The sequence below is a fragment of the Pseudocitrobacter sp. 2023LY-00077 genome, assembly GCF_055796175.1.
Map to the genome: position 1 here is coordinate 18,852 of NZ_JBSPEI010000011.1, position 15,005 is coordinate 33,856.

The 15,005-nt window shown below is 54.7% G+C and carries 15 protein-coding genes; 8 read left to right on the forward strand and 7 right to left on the reverse strand.

Going from position 1 to position 15,005, the window contains the following annotated elements:
- Nucleotides 1-147: 147 nt before the first annotated feature.
- The 7 genes from spy to ACWWFX_RS15050 form a co-directional block, all read right to left on the reverse strand.
- Nucleotides 148-639 (reverse strand): ATP-independent periplasmic protein-refolding chaperone Spy, encoded by a 492-nt coding sequence (spy, locus tag ACWWFX_RS15020; protein ID WP_188016895.1) that lies wholly within the window; start codon nt 637-639, stop codon nt 148-150.
- Between the two features lie 319 nt (nt 640-958).
- On the reverse strand, nt 959-1,930 hold the full coding sequence (astE, locus tag ACWWFX_RS15025) for a succinylglutamate desuccinylase (RefSeq protein ID WP_473224148.1): 972 nt from the start codon (nt 1,928-1,930) through the stop codon (nt 959-961).
- 9 nt (nt 1,931-1,939) lie between these two features.
- The gene (gene astB, locus ACWWFX_RS15030; RefSeq protein WP_473224149.1) at nt 1,940-3,265 is read right to left on the reverse strand and encodes an N-succinylarginine dihydrolase; all 1,326 of its coding nucleotides are present in this window, start codon (nt 3,263-3,265) and stop codon (nt 1,940-1,942) included.
- The gene (gene astD / locus ACWWFX_RS15035) at nt 3,262-4,740 is read right to left on the reverse strand and encodes a succinylglutamate-semialdehyde dehydrogenase (RefSeq protein WP_473224150.1); all 1,479 of its coding nucleotides are present in this window, start codon (nt 4,738-4,740) and stop codon (nt 3,262-3,264) included. Before astD ends, astB begins: the two co-directional genes overlap by 4 nt.
- Nucleotides 4,737-5,771, reverse strand: a complete 1,035-nt coding sequence (gene astA, locus ACWWFX_RS15040) for an arginine N-succinyltransferase (RefSeq protein WP_276223385.1) — start codon at nt 5,769-5,771, stop codon at nt 4,737-4,739. The genes astD and astA overlap by 4 nt, the downstream gene beginning before the upstream one ends.
- Nucleotides 5,768-6,988, reverse strand: coding sequence for a succinylornithine/acetylornithine transaminase (gene astC / locus ACWWFX_RS15045; protein WP_473224151.1), 1,221 nt, complete (start codon nt 6,986-6,988; stop codon nt 5,768-5,770). Before astC ends, astA begins: the two co-directional genes overlap by 4 nt.
- 443 nt (nt 6,989-7,431) lie before the next feature.
- Nucleotides 7,432-7,584 carry a Hok/Gef family protein gene (locus ACWWFX_RS15050; protein ID WP_015964762.1) on the reverse strand — a complete coding sequence of 51 codons (153 nt, stop codon included), beginning with the start codon at nt 7,582-7,584 and terminating at the stop codon, nt 7,432-7,434.
- 310 nt (nt 7,585-7,894) lie between these two features.
- On the opposite strand from ACWWFX_RS15050, the gene xthA reads away from it, so the two are divergent.
- The 8 genes from xthA (at nt 7,895) to ACWWFX_RS15090 (ending at nt 14,970) form a co-directional block, all read left to right on the forward strand.
- Nucleotides 7,895-8,701 carry an exodeoxyribonuclease III gene (xthA, locus tag ACWWFX_RS15055; RefSeq protein ID WP_473224152.1) on the forward strand — a complete coding sequence of 269 codons (807 nt, stop codon included), beginning with the start codon at nt 7,895-7,897 and terminating at the stop codon, nt 8,699-8,701.
- A 244-nt stretch (nt 8,702-8,945) separates the two neighbouring features.
- The gene (locus ACWWFX_RS15060) at nt 8,946-9,599 is read left to right on the forward strand and encodes a TVP38/TMEM64 family protein (RefSeq protein WP_473224239.1); all 654 of its coding nucleotides are present in this window, start codon (nt 8,946-8,948) and stop codon (nt 9,597-9,599) included.
- Nucleotides 9,586-10,269, forward strand: a complete 684-nt coding sequence (locus ACWWFX_RS15065; protein WP_473224153.1) for a YdjY domain-containing protein — start codon at nt 9,586-9,588, stop codon at nt 10,267-10,269. Before ACWWFX_RS15060 ends, ACWWFX_RS15065 begins: the two co-directional genes overlap by 14 nt.
- An 83-nt stretch (nt 10,270-10,352) precedes the next feature.
- A complete protein-coding gene (locus tag ACWWFX_RS15070; RefSeq protein WP_473224154.1) occupies nt 10,353-11,057 on the forward strand; it encodes a TVP38/TMEM64 family protein in 705 nt (234 codons plus the stop codon).
- A complete protein-coding gene (locus tag ACWWFX_RS15075; RefSeq protein ID WP_276223393.1) occupies nt 11,057-11,620 on the forward strand; it encodes a carboxymuconolactone decarboxylase family protein in 564 nt (187 codons plus the stop codon). Before ACWWFX_RS15070 ends, ACWWFX_RS15075 begins: the two co-directional genes overlap by 1 nt.
- Nucleotides 11,621-11,651: 31 nt before the next feature.
- Complete coding sequence (locus tag ACWWFX_RS15080; protein WP_473224240.1) at nt 11,652-12,824, forward strand: ABC transporter substrate-binding protein; 1,173 nt, start codon at nt 11,652-11,654, stop codon at nt 12,822-12,824.
- A complete protein-coding gene (locus tag ACWWFX_RS15085; RefSeq protein WP_473224155.1) occupies nt 12,797-14,329 on the forward strand; it encodes an ABC transporter permease family protein in 1,533 nt (510 codons plus the stop codon). Before ACWWFX_RS15080 ends, ACWWFX_RS15085 begins: the two co-directional genes overlap by 28 nt.
- Nucleotides 14,329-14,970 carry an ATP-binding cassette domain-containing protein gene (locus ACWWFX_RS15090; RefSeq protein ID WP_276223398.1) on the forward strand — a complete coding sequence of 214 codons (642 nt, stop codon included), beginning with the start codon at nt 14,329-14,331 and terminating at the stop codon, nt 14,968-14,970. The genes ACWWFX_RS15085 and ACWWFX_RS15090 overlap by 1 nt, the downstream gene beginning before the upstream one ends.
- The last annotated feature ends 35 nt before the right edge of the window (nt 14,971-15,005 follow it).

Below are 15,005 nucleotides of genomic sequence, written 5' to 3' on the forward strand. Positions count from 1 at the left end.
TCCTTATGGAAACATCGTACTCCTGCCGAACACGCGAGGCGAGGTGAGCCGCCCTATTTCAGAATCTATAAAGAAAAACCGCCGGACTTGCCCACAGCTTCTGAGAGCGTATGAGCAGGTCCGGCGGTCTTAAGTCAGTGCGCTGAGTTATTCAGCAGGTACCGGCATTTTACCTTCTGGCGCGTGACGTTCTGTCAGACGCTTCTCAAAATTTGCATTAAACTGTTTTTTCTGTTCCGGCGTTAAAATGTTGTAGATCTTGTTCTGGGTTTCCATGTGAGACAGCATCATCTCTTTACGCTGGGTATCCATTTTATCGATCTGCGCCTGTGCTTTCGCTTTGTCGAAGCTGTCGCTGGCGATCAGGTCGTGCATCGCACGGCGGTTGTCCTGCATTTTGTCGTGTTCCGCTTTCTTGATGTCGCGGATCTGTTGTTTCTGTGCATCGGTCAGATTCAGCCCCTGGAACATCATCATTTCATGATGACGCGGACCCGGTTTGCCTTTGTGGTGATGCATCATGGTTTTGCCATCCGGCTGTGCGGCTGGCGTGGTAGAGGTATCGGCAGCGTGTGCCAGGTTAGCCGCGCCCAGAGCCAGAGTAGAGGCAACAAACAGTGCAGTCATCTTTTTCATCATTAATTCCTTACTTTGAAGTTCTTCTATAACGGCGCGTTGCCGTGTTGACGAGATTAACTTTACGGGGTTTATCGTCAATTAATCAGAGTGTGCGTAAAACAATGAAAGTGTAAAAAACAATTTTACGCCAATTGTGAAGGAATTAAGGAAAAACAATGGAGAGTTGCAACAAGAATAAACAACGCACTGATTACGAAGGGAATATGGAGAAGTATAAAACAGCACTGCCGATTAATAAAGCAATTTGATAGGAATAATCCGTATTAAATAGACAAGCAAAAAAATAATACCGCTGCGTTACCTCAGCGGTATAGACATATTAACCGCAGCGCTCCAGCATGAGCCCCGCCCGCAGCCCTAACGCCACATCAGGGTTTGGAAACAGCACGTATTCACAGGGTCTCTCCACCACGTAACGCGTATCACCATCTTCCGCAAGCAGTGTCCCCCGCGCAAACGGGGTAAAGTTCAGCGTCTGAGCCGACATATAGAGGTGAAACGCCTCACTGCGCCGGGTAATTTGCTGCACAACACGATAACGAAGCGGCGTATCTGATGAACCGCCGCCCCACTCGCCTGCCAGTAAATATCCCAGTTGCTGCTGCGTGAGTGCAAAACGGGAGAGATCATTGTGACCAAACGGTAGCGCCTTCCCCAGTTCCAGCGTACAGGCAAGTGCCGCAAAGCGTTCACAGCTGTAGTGCGTGAAGGTACCGCCAGGCGTTTGATGAAACACCAGCGCCTGCAAGCCTGCGCGCCCAAGCCAGTTCAGGAAATTGTCATCCCACGGCGCATCACGCGCAGGCAGCACGCCAAAACGCAAATGATGCGAGCCGCGAATCGCCGTATGCAGATCGAGATGCCAGCGCACGCTGTCGGCAGGCTGGACGTGGTAAAACGCCGTCATCGCCTGTTCAAGCTCCGCGACTCTGGCCGTCTCATCGGAAGGAGAGAACTGCTGCCAGCGCTCACCAAACATGCGATTCATATCGCTGTGAATATAACGCCGGTTATTTCGCAGCGCGGGCGGATTGCCCAGAATCACCAGCAGCCGCCAGCGCAAAACAACACTTCCCGCCAACAACCCGGCAAGCAGCGCATCAACCATTTCTACCGGCGCGGTTTCGTTACCATGAATCCCTGCTGAGAGCACCAGCGCGCGGCGACACGGCTGATAAGGCGTCAGTTCAAGAATTCCCGCCCCACGCCAGCGCCAGTAAAATGATGGCCCTTCGCCCTGTACTGTCTCTGGCTGCGCTCCCGCCAGCGTTAGGGGTAAAAAATGGTGCATGGCGGCTCCTTATTGCTGGAAGTCATAAACCGATCCCAGTTGCAGAATTTGTGTCAAACGATCGAGCGCTTCGCGTCCTTCCCGTAACAGCTGCGGGTCAGCGAGGTCAGACTGCGTCAGACGATCGCGGTAGTAACGGTCTACCCAGTCATTGAGCGTGGCAAACAGCGTGTCATTCATCAACACCGACGGATTCACCGCGCGATACTCCGCGTCAGTCAGCACCACGCGCAGGCGCAAGCAGGCCGGGCCGCCGCCGTTGGCCATACTTTCTCGCAAATCAAAAACCTTCAGCTCGTTAATCGGGTTATCCCGCTCCAGCAATTCGTTCAGATAGCGCCAGACGCGCGGATTTGTCTCGCATTCCGCCGGGAGCACCAACAACATACTGCCGTCCGGTTTCGACAACAGCTGGCTGTTAAACAGGTAAGTGGCAACCGCGTCCGCGACCGTCACGCGCGCTGCCGGGACTTCAATGGGCGCAAAGCCGGGGACCCGGCGAGCCAGTTCCGTCATTAGCGCGGGCTGATTAACAAACGCCTGCTGATGGCAAAACAGCACCTGTCGGTTGCTCACGGCGATAACATCATTATGGAAGACGCCCTGATCGATAACCGCCGGGTTTTGCTGTGCGAACAGCAACTGATGGGGATTGACCTGATTCAGACGCGCCACCGCTTCACTGGCCGCGAGAGTCTGACGCGCCGGATACCGCTGAGGCTGTGTCTCCTGCCGCTCGTCGCGACCATAGACAAACAGTTGCAGACCCGGCTGACCGTAGTCGCCGCCTAACCGGTTATGGTTTGCCGCACCCTCATCGCCAAACATCGCCACCTGGGGAAGCGCACGATGCACCGCAAAACGGCGTTCATCCGCGAAAATGGCCCGCAGCAGCGCTTCGGTGATCGGTGCTTCCGTCGCGCGATGGAATTTATTGTTCAGGTTGGCCACGGTAAGGTGTACACGTCCATCCAACGTATCCGCCGAGGGCGCCACCGTTGCCGCATTCGCTACCCACATCGACGATGCAGAACTTACCGCGCTCAGCAATTGAGGGGCCTGCGCGGCAACTTTCGCCACCACCTGCTCATCGCTGCCGTCAAACCCCAACTGGCGCAACACGCTGACGTTGGGGCGCGCCTGCGGAGGAATGATCCCCTGCTTAAATCCCGCATCCGCCAGCGCTTTCATTTTCAGCAGACCCTGCTTCGCTGCGCGCTGAGGGTTCGATACCTGAAACTGATTGCGCGTCGAGGCTTCATTGCCAAAAGATAAACCGGCGTAATGGTGCGTCAGGCCTGGCAGGCCATCAAAATTGACCTCCCAGGCGTTCATGACGCACTCTCCTGGCTAAAATCAAGCCCAGGGCTCAGGCTCTGCGGTAGCGCAATCGTCGGTGATTCCAGGCTTGCCATTGGCCAGGCGCAGTAATCTGCGGCGTACCATGCTCCCGGACGATGATTCCCCGAGGCCCCCGCGCCGCCAAACGGTGCGGTGCTTGCGGCACCGGTGAGGGGTTTATTCCAGTTCACTATCCCCGCGCGCGCTTCCAGCAACAGGCGGTCGAATTTTTCTCTATCGGGCGAAATTAACCCGCTTGCCAGTCCGTAGCGGGTATTGTTGGCAAGAGCGATCGCTTCATCAAAATCGTCATAGCGCCACACGCACAGCAACGGACCAAAGACCTCTTCATCGGGCACTTCACTCACTTCCGTGAGGTCGACAATCCCGGGCGTAAGCAGCGAGGTGCCGCTTTGCAATACACGCGGTTCGAGCAACGTGACTCCGCCGTTAGCGACATGCTGCAACCACGCCTGATGCACCAGCTGCGCGGCCTGCGGTGAAATTAAGCCGCCCATAAAGGGCTGCGGCTCAGCATCCCATGCACCGGGAATAATACGTTGTGCAACAGTCACCAGCCGGCGTAAAAACGCATCGCCACGATCGCCGCGACTCACCAGCAGACGTCGTGCACAGGTACAACGCTGCCCGGCGGTAATAAAGGCCGACTGAATCGTCAGATGTACCGCCGCATCAATATCCTCCGGCTCATCAACAATTAATGGGTTATTGCCGCCCATTTCAAGGGCAAGAATTTTCTGCGGCTGCCCCGCCAGTTGGCGATGCAGGTGAAAACCGGTGTGGGAGCTGCCGGTGAAAAGCAGCCCATCAATACCCGGATCGCTGCTTAAGGCTTCCCCGGTTTCTCGTCCACCCTGCACCAGATTCAGCACGCCCGCTGGCAGCCCGGCTTCTTGCCATAATTTCATCACCACTTCGCCACTCAGCGGCGTCTGCTCGCTGGGTTTAAAAACCACCGTATTCCCCGCCAGCAGCGCCGGGACAATATGTCCATTCGGTAAATGGCCGGGGAAGTTATAGGGGCCGAACACCGCCAGCACGCCGTGCGGGCGATGACGCAGCGTAGCCGCGCCGTCCGGCATATCCGTATGTTGCTCGCCGGTGCGGCTGTGGTACGCCCGAACGGAGATAGCGATTTTATTGATCATCGCCGCCACCTCCGTGGCCGCTTCCCAACGCGGCTTGCCCGTTTCACTGGCGATAATCTCGGTCAGCGACGCTTTACGACTTTCAAGCAACTGGGCGAAGGTTTCAGCAATGCGTTGGCGTAATTCGAACGGTTCACCCGCCCAGCCGGGAAACACCGCGCGGGCGGCAGCGACCGCCTGGGCTACCTGACCGGGATCGGCATCCTGCCCCTGCCAGAGCGACTGCTGGGTGACCGGGTTGGTTTTCTCCCGCGCCTGCCCGAGCCCATCGAGCCATTCCCCACCAATCCATAAACTCATATTTTTTTCTCCTCCGGGCAAAGGCGCACCAGGCGAACGCTATCACCGGCGCGACATTTCAGGGCATCCAGCTGTTGTGCGTTGAGTAACAGCTTGTCGCAATGGGGGTCCGCCGCCACCAGCATGGCGCGGAAGTGTTGGTACTGTTCGTTAGCCACCAGGCAGACGGGTAGCTCACCCGGTGCTGGCTGGCCTTCCGCCACCGTTACCAGCCGGCTTTTGCGAATCGCGCGGATGCGGTCAAGATCGCACTCCAGCGTCGGGCCGCCGTCGAAAATATCGATGTAATCGCGGTAGCGAAAACCTTCTTTTTCCAGCACTTTACGTGCGGGCGCGGTTTGCGGGTGTACCTGGCCAATGACTGCCCGCGCCTCGTCGGACAAAAAATCGGTATAGATCGGATGCTTCGGCATCAGTTCAGCAATAAACGCCTTCTGCCCCGTGCCGCACAGATAATCCGCGCGAGAAAAGTCCATAGAGAAAAAGCGTTTTCCCAGCGCATCCCAGAAGGGTGAGTAGCCATGTTCATCAATCACACCGCGCATCTCTGCCACCACTTTCTCGCTGAAGCGATCGCGGAAAGCCGCCATAAACAGAAAACGCGCTTTCGATAACAGATAACCGTTGTTCTCTTTACGCCATTCAGGTTCCAGGAACAGCGAGCAAAGTTCGCTACTGCCGGTGTGGTCGTTACTTAAAAAGAGAGTTGGCAGCGCATTGTAGACATTCAGCTCTTTCGAGGCGTGTACCAGCGTACCGACCCGATAGTTGTACCAGGGATCGTTCAACCCCACCGCCACCTCGATGGCACAAATGCCCACCACGTTGCCGCTTTCACTCTCCTCAAGCACGAAAACGTAACCCTGCTCACTGCGTGGAAGCTCACCCCGCCAGGTGGCCAGCGATCGGGTGATACGTGCCGACAGGGTAGATTCATCGGCTGGGAGCGAAGTCAGCCCGCCGCCCGTCTCTCCCGCTAATCGTAGCAGGCCAGGCAGGTCCTCGCGTTCGATCGGACGGATAATCATCATGGAGAGACTCCTGCCAGGAAACGTTCACAGGCGCGTTCAAAACGGTCGAGGCCATGAGTAACCTCTTCTTCTGTGATAATCAGCGCAGGCGCAAAGCGCACGACGTTCGCCCCCGCGATCAGCACCATTAGCCCCTCTTCCGCAGCCAGCTGACTGATCTGTTTCGCTTTCCCCGCATAAACCGCTTTCAACTCACAGCCAATCAACAACCCCAGTCCCCGTATCTCGTTAAACAGGCTGTAACGGGCATTAATCGACAGCAAACGTTCGGTAAACCACTGCTGACGCTGCTTCACGCCGTTGAGTACCTGCGGAGTATTAATGATGGAAAAGACCGCGCCCGCCACCGCGCTGGCTAAAGGGTTCCCGCCGTAGGTCGTCCCGTGGGTGCCCACCGTCATCACGCTGGCGTACGTTTCTTTTGCCAACAATGCGCCCACCGGGAAGCCGCCACCCAGCGCTTTTGCGGTAGTCAGGAGATCGGGCGTCACGCCGTAGTGCATATAAGCGTACAGCTCGCCCGTGCGTCCTACGCCGGTTTGCACCTCATCAAAAATCAGCAATGCATCGTGGCGATCGCACAGTTCGCGCAGGCCGCGTAAAAATACCGGATCGGCAGGCACCACGCCGCCTTCTCCCTGCATCGGTTCGACGATCACGGCGCAAGTGCCGTCATCAATCAGCGCGCTGGCGGAAGCCAGATCGTTATAGACCGCGTGACGAATATCCGGGGGCAGCGGCGCGAAATCCTGTGAATAGGCTGGTTGTCCGCCCGCCGAAACGGTGAACAGCGTGCGGCCATGGAAGGCATTTTTGAACGCGACAACGCCACTTTTATGGCTGCCAAACTTATCGTGCGCGTATTTTCGCGCCAGCTTAAGCGCAGCTTCGTTAGCCTCGGCCCCGGAGTTGCAGAAAAATACCCGGTCGGCAAACGTGGCATCAATCAGCTGTTTTGCCAGACGCAGCGCAGGTTCATTGGTGTAGCCATTGCCCGTATGCCAGAACTTATTTGCCTGTTCGGTGAGCGCCTGAATCATCGCCGGATGCGCATGCCCCAGTGCATTGACCGCAATTCCACCCGCAAAGTCGATATACTCTTTCCCCTGTTGATCCCACAGGCGAGAACCCTCGCCTCGCACCGGAATAAACGGTGCCGGCGCGTAAACCGGCATCATCCACTGATCGAAATCCTGACGGGTAATTGACTGAGACATAGCGACCTCTTCTGGTAAATGAAAGGTTTCATTTATGTTAATAAATATAGGTGTTTGCGCTGTAAATGTAGGTTGCACGGTTCGTGCCAGCCAGCGCTAAAAATGCATAGCCAGAAGATGGGTATGTAATATCAATGAGTTATGAATAACCGCTATTCATTAAACTTGCATAAATAGTGAATAAAATGCATTCAATCGATGATTCCAGAGATATCATTCGCACGATTATGCATTAATAAAATATAATTCTGGAATTGTGATCCAATACGAAATTTATCGTAGTTTTATGCGCCATTTGGGGGCCAGACGCGTCAATGTGGTGCAGATTTTGCTCTATTACGCTGCGGACTATGGGGTGATCTGACAGCAAAAGAAAAGAATTGGGTGCATTGAATGCTAAACCCAGCCATCCGAAACGCGGGGATGGCTCCCCGCGCGTCAGGCTACTTCTTCGGTTCGTAAGCGAGAATGGCCTTAAACTCCATACCACGCTCCCGGATACTCAGCTCACATAATGAGTCTCGTACCATCAGCGTGAATCCCAGTGCCGTTATGCATAGCACTATGATTGCCACAAGGGCGTATTTCGTTAGCATGTCTTGCCTCCATGCAAAGAAGAGACTAACATCCGAATTGTTGGGTTCGGAAGCTAGCCTCAGGTTGATTTTAAACATCTTCCTGGGGCTTTCGTCCTTCTGAACCTCATCGATTGCCTGAAGCCAGAAAGCCTCAAGCACCCACGCGAATTCTCTGCTCATCCCCTGATAAAATCGACCTGTTTTCCGGCTTTTTGTCGGCCAATTGCAGGTTCCTCGTAGCGCCTCGCAAATTCTGACGAATCGTTCACGTAAGCCACCATTTCTGATACCATTCCGTTACAATTCACCTTGCAAAGTGGCAGCGACTATGAAATTTGTCTCTTTTAATATCAACGGCCTGCGCGCACGCCCCCATCAACTGGAAGCCATTGTTGAAAAACATCAACCTGATGTCATCGGCTTGCAGGAGACAAAAGTTCACGACGATATGTTCCCTCTCGAAGAGGTGGCAAAGCTCGGTTACAACATTTTCTATCACGGGCAGAAAGGTCACTATGGCGTTGCCCTGCTGACCAAAGCCACGCCTGTTGCCGTGCGCCGTGGTTTTCCCAACGATAACGAAGAAGCACAGCGTCGTCTGATCATCGCCGAAATCCCGTCGCCGCTGGGGAATGTCACCATCATCAACGGTTACTTCCCGCAGGGCGAAAGCCGCGATCACGAAACCAAATTCCCGGCGAAAGCGAAGTTTTATCAGGACCTTCAGGATTACCTGGAGAACGAGCTGAAAAGTACCAACCCGGTGCTGATTATGGGCGATATGAATATCAGCCCGACGGACCTGGACATTGGTATCGGCGAAGAGAATCGTAAGCGCTGGCTGCGTACCGGCAAATGCTCCTTCCTGCCGGAAGAACGCGAGTGGATGGGACGTCTGCTGAACTGGGGCCTGGTCGATACGTTCCGCCATGCCAACCCGGAAACCAACGATCGCTTCTCGTGGTTCGATTATCGTTCTAAAGGCTTTGACGATAATCGTGGTCTGCGCATTGACCTGCTGTTGGCGAGCCCGCCGCTGGCGGAGCGCTGCATTGAAACAGGGATTGATTACGAAATCCGCAGCATGGAAAAACCCTCTGACCACGCGCCAATCTGGGCAACATTCAAAGAATAATCCCTTCATACACTCCTGGCTGGCGACGGTCAGGAGTCCTCACGACTTTGAGTCAAATCAATAAAATTACAGTTTAAATTTGTTGTAGCGGCGATTTTACTATACCGTCAGCTCAATTTTAAACTGACCGCCTCTTTTACCCACCACAACAACTGGAAAGAGAAAGAATGCCAAAGAAGTCAATCTAACAGCAGAGTATAAATTTGTCCTTGCCTGTCTTCTTTTTGGGCTTGCCGTTCTTTTTATTCATTCATTTGGTCTATTTAATCTCTTTAGCGATCTCCAGCATTTGCAAGAAACTATTCAGCACAGCGGGCTTTGGGGATATGGGATATTTATCTGTCTGTTTGTGATTGCCACGCTGTGCCTCATGCCCGGCAGCCTGCTGGTGATCGCCGGAGGCATTGTTTTTGGCGCTTTCTGGGGATCTCTGCTTTCATTGATCGCCGCCACCCTCGCCTCCGCGCTCTCTTTCCTGCTAGCCCGTTGCCTTGGGCGGGAATTCTTACTCAAATATATCGGCCACACGCCTGTCTTTCAGGCTATTGAAAAAGGAATCGCCCGCAGTGGAACCGATTTTTTAATCCTGACGCGTCTGATCCCTCTTTTCCCCTATAACATCCAGAATTATGCCTACGGACTGACAGCAATACCTTTTTGGTCATTCACGCTTATTTCAGCACTCACGACACTCCCCGGCATCATCATTTATTCAGTAATGGCTAATGAGCTTGCGACACAGGGTATAAATGGTGCTTTTATTATCAAACTCAGTCTGGCCGGGGTTTTATTATTTATTTTAATACACGTAGCTAAACGGTATGGTCGGTATAAACAAATTGTTCTGCCTGACCGAAAAGCAAAAACACAAGGAGAGAATAATAATGCAACTAAATAAGATGTTAGGGAAACAAAGCATGGCTGCATTCTGTTTGCTAAGCGCTTTTGCGTTGAGCGGGTGCGATCAAAAACAGTCCGCTGATTCCGCCGAGACAAAACTCGAATATGATGGATTGACGCCGACATCTCCGCTGCGCGTCGATACACAAGCGCATAGCGTCACGCTGCTGGTTCAGGTGAACGGGCGTTTTTTGACCGACGATACCCGTCACGGTATTGTGTATAAAGAGGGGTCAAACGGGCATAAATCACTCTTCGTTGGCTTCGCCGATCCAAAATCACTCTATGATGCATTAAAGCAGGCCAGCGCCACGCCGGGTGATAATATGACCATGGATAATAAAGAAACAACCCACGTCGCGGGCAGTAAACTGGATTTATCCGTTAAATGGGCAAATGCTTCGCAGTCTTACCCTTTTGATGACGTGATAACCGACAGTAACGGTAAGAAGCTTGAGATGCATTTTGGCGGTAATTTACAGGGGGCGGAAGAGAAAAAAACCGGATGCCTGGTTTGTCTTGATAGCTGTCCTGTTGGTATTGTCAGTAACGCTACTTATACCTATGGCGCGGTAGAAAAACGGAATGAAGTTAAATTTGTCGGCAATAGCGCGATATTACCTCCAGATGGTACGCTGGCAACCGTCACATTTAAAGTCGTTGAGTAACGCCGAACCCTTCGCGTTTCAGGTTGTCATTACTGCAATCTGAAACGCTGTAAACCCATGTTCTCCGCTATCACGGATATAAAATGCACAGCAAAAAACCGGGAATCGGTTATCTCCGCATTATCCTCATCCTGTTGGCGCTTCTGTGCGTCGCCCTGTGGATAGGGGTTCCGGCGGTCAATACCTTTATTCAGCAAAGTATCAGCGCGTTTGCTTCGTTAGATCAGCACGCGATTGAACGTTTTATCGATTCATATGGCGCGCAGGCGGCAACGGTCTCCTTTTTCCTGATGATACTCCAGGCCATCATTGCCCCCCTACCCGCCTTTCTCATCACGTTCGCTAACGCCTCATTGTTTGGCGCCTTCTGGGGCGCAGTATTGTCCTGGAGCAGCGCCATGGCGGGGGCAACCCTCTGTTTTTACATTGCCAGAATTCTGGGACACGACATCGTTGAGAAACTGACGGGTAAAACCGTTCTGCAGAGCATGGATACGTTTTTCGCGCGCTATGGACAACATACCATCCTCATTTGCCGCCTGTTGCCCTTTGTCCCTTTCGATCCGATTAGCTATGCTGCAGGTTTGACATCAATTCGCTTTCGTCATTTCTTTCTGGCGACGGCCATCGGCCAACTGCCTGCAACCCTGGTATACTCATGGGCTGGAAGCATGCTGACCGGCGGCACTTTTTGGTTTATTACCGGGCTGTTTACGCTGTTCGCTTTATCTGTAGTCGTTTTTGTTGCTAAAAGCCTTTACCGTGAACGTCAGAAGAGGAACTCCTGATGGCTTTACCGCCTCTGCGCGCGATCCCGCTTATTTTACGTCCCCAGGCCTGGTTGCACCGCCGCCATTATGGCCAGGTGCTAAACCCTATTTACTGGTGGGGACGAATTCCCTTTATTTTTTATTTAGTATCTCTGTTTGTCGGCTATCTGGAGCGTAAGCGATCGCCTGTGGACCCGCTTCTACGCTCTCTGGTAAGCGCCCGTATTGCACAACTGTGTCACTGCGCGTTTTGTGTTGATATTACCAATATGAAAATTGCGCAGCGTACGGGCAGTATGGAGAAATTGCTGGCCGTGTCTGAATGGCAGAGCAGTACGCTATTCAGCGAAACAGAAAAGCTGGCGCTGGCCTACGCAGAAGCGGCCAGCCTGACGCCGCCACAGGTCGATGACGACCTGAGAGCAAAGTTATCTGCACACTTCGATGCACAGGCTCTGACTGAACTTACCGCGCTGATTGGATTACAAAACCTTTCTGCACGGTTTAATTCATCAATGGACATTCCTGCACAAGGGCTTTGCCGCTTGCCGGACGAAAGTCACACAACGTCAAAATTATGATTCGCGATTCTGAGAGGTCATTATGCGCGGTATGCGTAAAGGGATAGCGTGCCTGAGTACGTTGCTGCTCTGTTCACAGCTGGCGGTAGCCCAGGATGCACGCTGGCAGGCAATTGAGCAACACGCTAAAGGTCAAACAGTCTGGTTCAATGCCTGGGGCGGTGATAGCGCAGTCAACAACTATCTGGACTGGGTTCGTGACGAGGTTAAGCGCGATTACGCGATAACCCTGCGGATCGTGCACATTGCCGATGCGGCTGATACGGTCAAACGTATTCAGACCGAAGCCAAAGCCGGGCGTACCTCCGGCGGTTCAGTGGATCTGCTATGGGTAAACGGGGAAAACTTTCGCACCCTGAAAGAAGGTGGTCTGCTGCGCACCGGCTGGGCTGAACAATTGCCCAACTGGCAGTATGTCGATACACAAAAACCGGTGCGCGAGGATTTTTCTGTGCCCGTCGAGGGGGCGGAGTCGCCGTGGGGCAGCGCGCAACTGACGTTTATCGCGCGTCGCACGCAGACGCCGCAGCCGCCGCAAACCCCGCAGGCGCTGCTGGATTATGCCCGGCAGCATCCGGGGACAGTAACCTACCCTCGTCCGCCTGATTTCACCGGCACGGCGCTGCTTGAGCAGTTTCTGATTAACCTGACGTCGTATCCTGACGCGCTGAAACACCCTCCGCAGGAAAAGACCTTTGCGCAGGTTACCGCCCCACTCTGGCGCTATCTCGATTCGCTTCATCCCTTGCTGTGGCGTGAGGGGCGCGACTTCCCACCGTCTCCTGCGCGAATGGATAGCATGCTGGCAAACGGTACTTTGCGGTTATCTCTGACGTTTAACCCCATGCATGCTCAGCAAAAAGTGGCCACTCAGGTGCTGCCTGAAGACAGTTACAGTTTTGGATTTCAGGATGGCATGCTTGGAAACGTTCATTTTGTAACCATTCCGGCAAATGCACGCGCCGGTGCGGCGGCGCAGGTGGTCGCAAACTTCCTGCTGTCGCCTGAGGCACAGCGTCGGAAAGCTGACCCGGCGATATGGGGCGATCCCAGCGTTCTGGCCCCGGAAAAGCTACCCGCCGCACAGCGAGACGCACTCTCCGCCCATGAGCCTGCCGATCTGCCGCCCGTGCTGGCAGAACCTCATGCCGCCTGGGTAAACGCGCTGGAGCAGGAATGGCTACGCCGCTACGGTACACATTAAGCGCGTTATGCTGCACCGCAATGCTGCTTGTCTATCTGCCGCTGTTTTCGGCGGCAGGCTTTCTGCGCCCGGCATTGATACCGGAGAACTGGCGTCTGTTGTCTGAGGACCCGCAATTCGGCCAGGCGCTCAGCGCCACGCTTATTTCATCGCTCATTGCAGTGGGCGGCGCGCTCGCTCTGACGCTGCTCATTATTGCCGCGCTCTGGCCTTCTCCTGGCTGGCAGCGACTTACAACCCGTTTACCGATACTGCTGGCACTGCCGCACGTCGCCTTCGCCACCGGCGCACTGCTGCTGTTCGCTGAGGGGGGCGTCATTTACCGCTTTCTCCCGGGGTTGCACGCCATCCCGGACCGTTATGGTATTGGGCTGGGGCTGGTACTGGCAGTGAAAGAGAGCGCGTTTCTGCTGTGGGTAAGCTGGGCGGTATTAGGTGAAAAGCGGCTGAGTGAACAGCTTATTGTGCTGCGCAGCCTCGGCTATGGTCGGGGGCAGTGTCTGCGTTATCTGATTCTCCCGGTTCTGCTGCCTGCGCTGGGTATCGCCCTTCTGGCAACCACCGCATGGACTCTCTCGGTTGTCGATGTGGCGATTATTCTCGGGCCAGGAAACCCACCGACGCTTGCCGTGCTGGCCTGGCAATGGCTAAACCAGGGTGACGAAAGCACGCAAATCAAAGGCCAACTGGCCTGTGTGATGCTGCTGGCGCTTTTGGCAGTACTGGCGCTCACCGCCTGCCTGTTGTGGGTTACCGCACGACGCTTTTGCCCCGGCCTGCATGGCCGTCGCCGCCCGCACGCTTCGCCGCTATACGGGACGGTTGCCAGCCAGCTTATCCCCCTGTGCGGCGTGGCGTGCGCGTTGACACTATTGGTGCTGGCCCACGCCGCGCTGCCAGATACACTGACGTTCAGCAACAGTTTCTGGCTGGCCTCGCTGGCGGCATTATTGGGAGCAACACTCTGCCTGCTGTGGCTGGAATGGGGGCCCGCAGCGCTGACACGCTGTCTGTGGTTGCCGCTGATACTGCCCGCCCTGCCATTAGCGGCGGGCCAGTATGAGATGGCATTATATGGCTGGATGGATGGAGAGTTCACCACCGTGCTGTGGGGACATCTTTTGTGGGTTATCCCGTGGATGCTGTTTGTGCTGCGCCCGGCGTGGCAGCGCATCGACCCACGGCTGGTGTTGATTGCCCGCACCCTCGGCTGGCACCAGGTACGCATTTTTGCGCAAATCAAATGCCCGTTGATAATCAAACCCTTGCTCTCTGCGCTGGCGATCGGTTTTTCAGTCAGTATCGCGCAATATTTACCCACCCAGTGGCTGGGCGCTGGCCGCGTACCGACGCTTACGACAGAAGCGGTGGCACTTTCCAGCGGCGGCGCTTCGGCGCAACTTGCCGCTCAGGGGCTCTGGCAGTTGATCATGCCCGTGCTGTTTTTCTCGTTAACGGCCGTCCTGGCCCGACTCATTGGCCACTATAGACGAGGTCTACGCTAATGTTGCAGTTAAACAACGTCACGCTGATGCAGGGCCAACAACCGTTGCTGCGCGATGTCTCCTTTACCGTTCGTCCGGGCGAAATTGTCACGCTAATGGGCCCATCTGGCTGCGGAAAATCGACCCTGTTTTCATGGATGATCGGTGCGCTGCCTTGCGCATTTCAGGCCCACGGCGAACTATGGCTCAACGACTCGCGCATTGACAAACTTCCAACGGAGCAACGGCGCATCGGTATCCTGTTTCAGGATGCGCTGCTGTTCGATAATCTCAGTGTGGGCCACAATCTCCAGCTGGCGCTGCCCGCCTCGGTGCGAGGAGGCCAGCGTAAAGACGCCGTTCACCACGCGCTGGCGCAGGCCGGGCTGCACGATTTCTATACGCGTGACCCGGCAACCCTTTCCGGAGGCCAGCGCGCACGCGTCGCTTTACTGCGTGCCTTACTGGCACAGCCCAATGCACTACTGCTCGATGAGCCCTTCAGCCGGCTCGACAGCACATTGCGTGTTTCTTTCCGCCAGTGGGTATTTGACACGCTTATCGAACAAAATATCCCGACAATTCTGGTTACCCACGACCAGGCGGATGCGCCTGAAAATATGCCATGTCTGGATATGATGCGCTGGCACGAAACAGTTTAGTAACGTGATATTTCATCAAGCGAACTGTTCAGGCG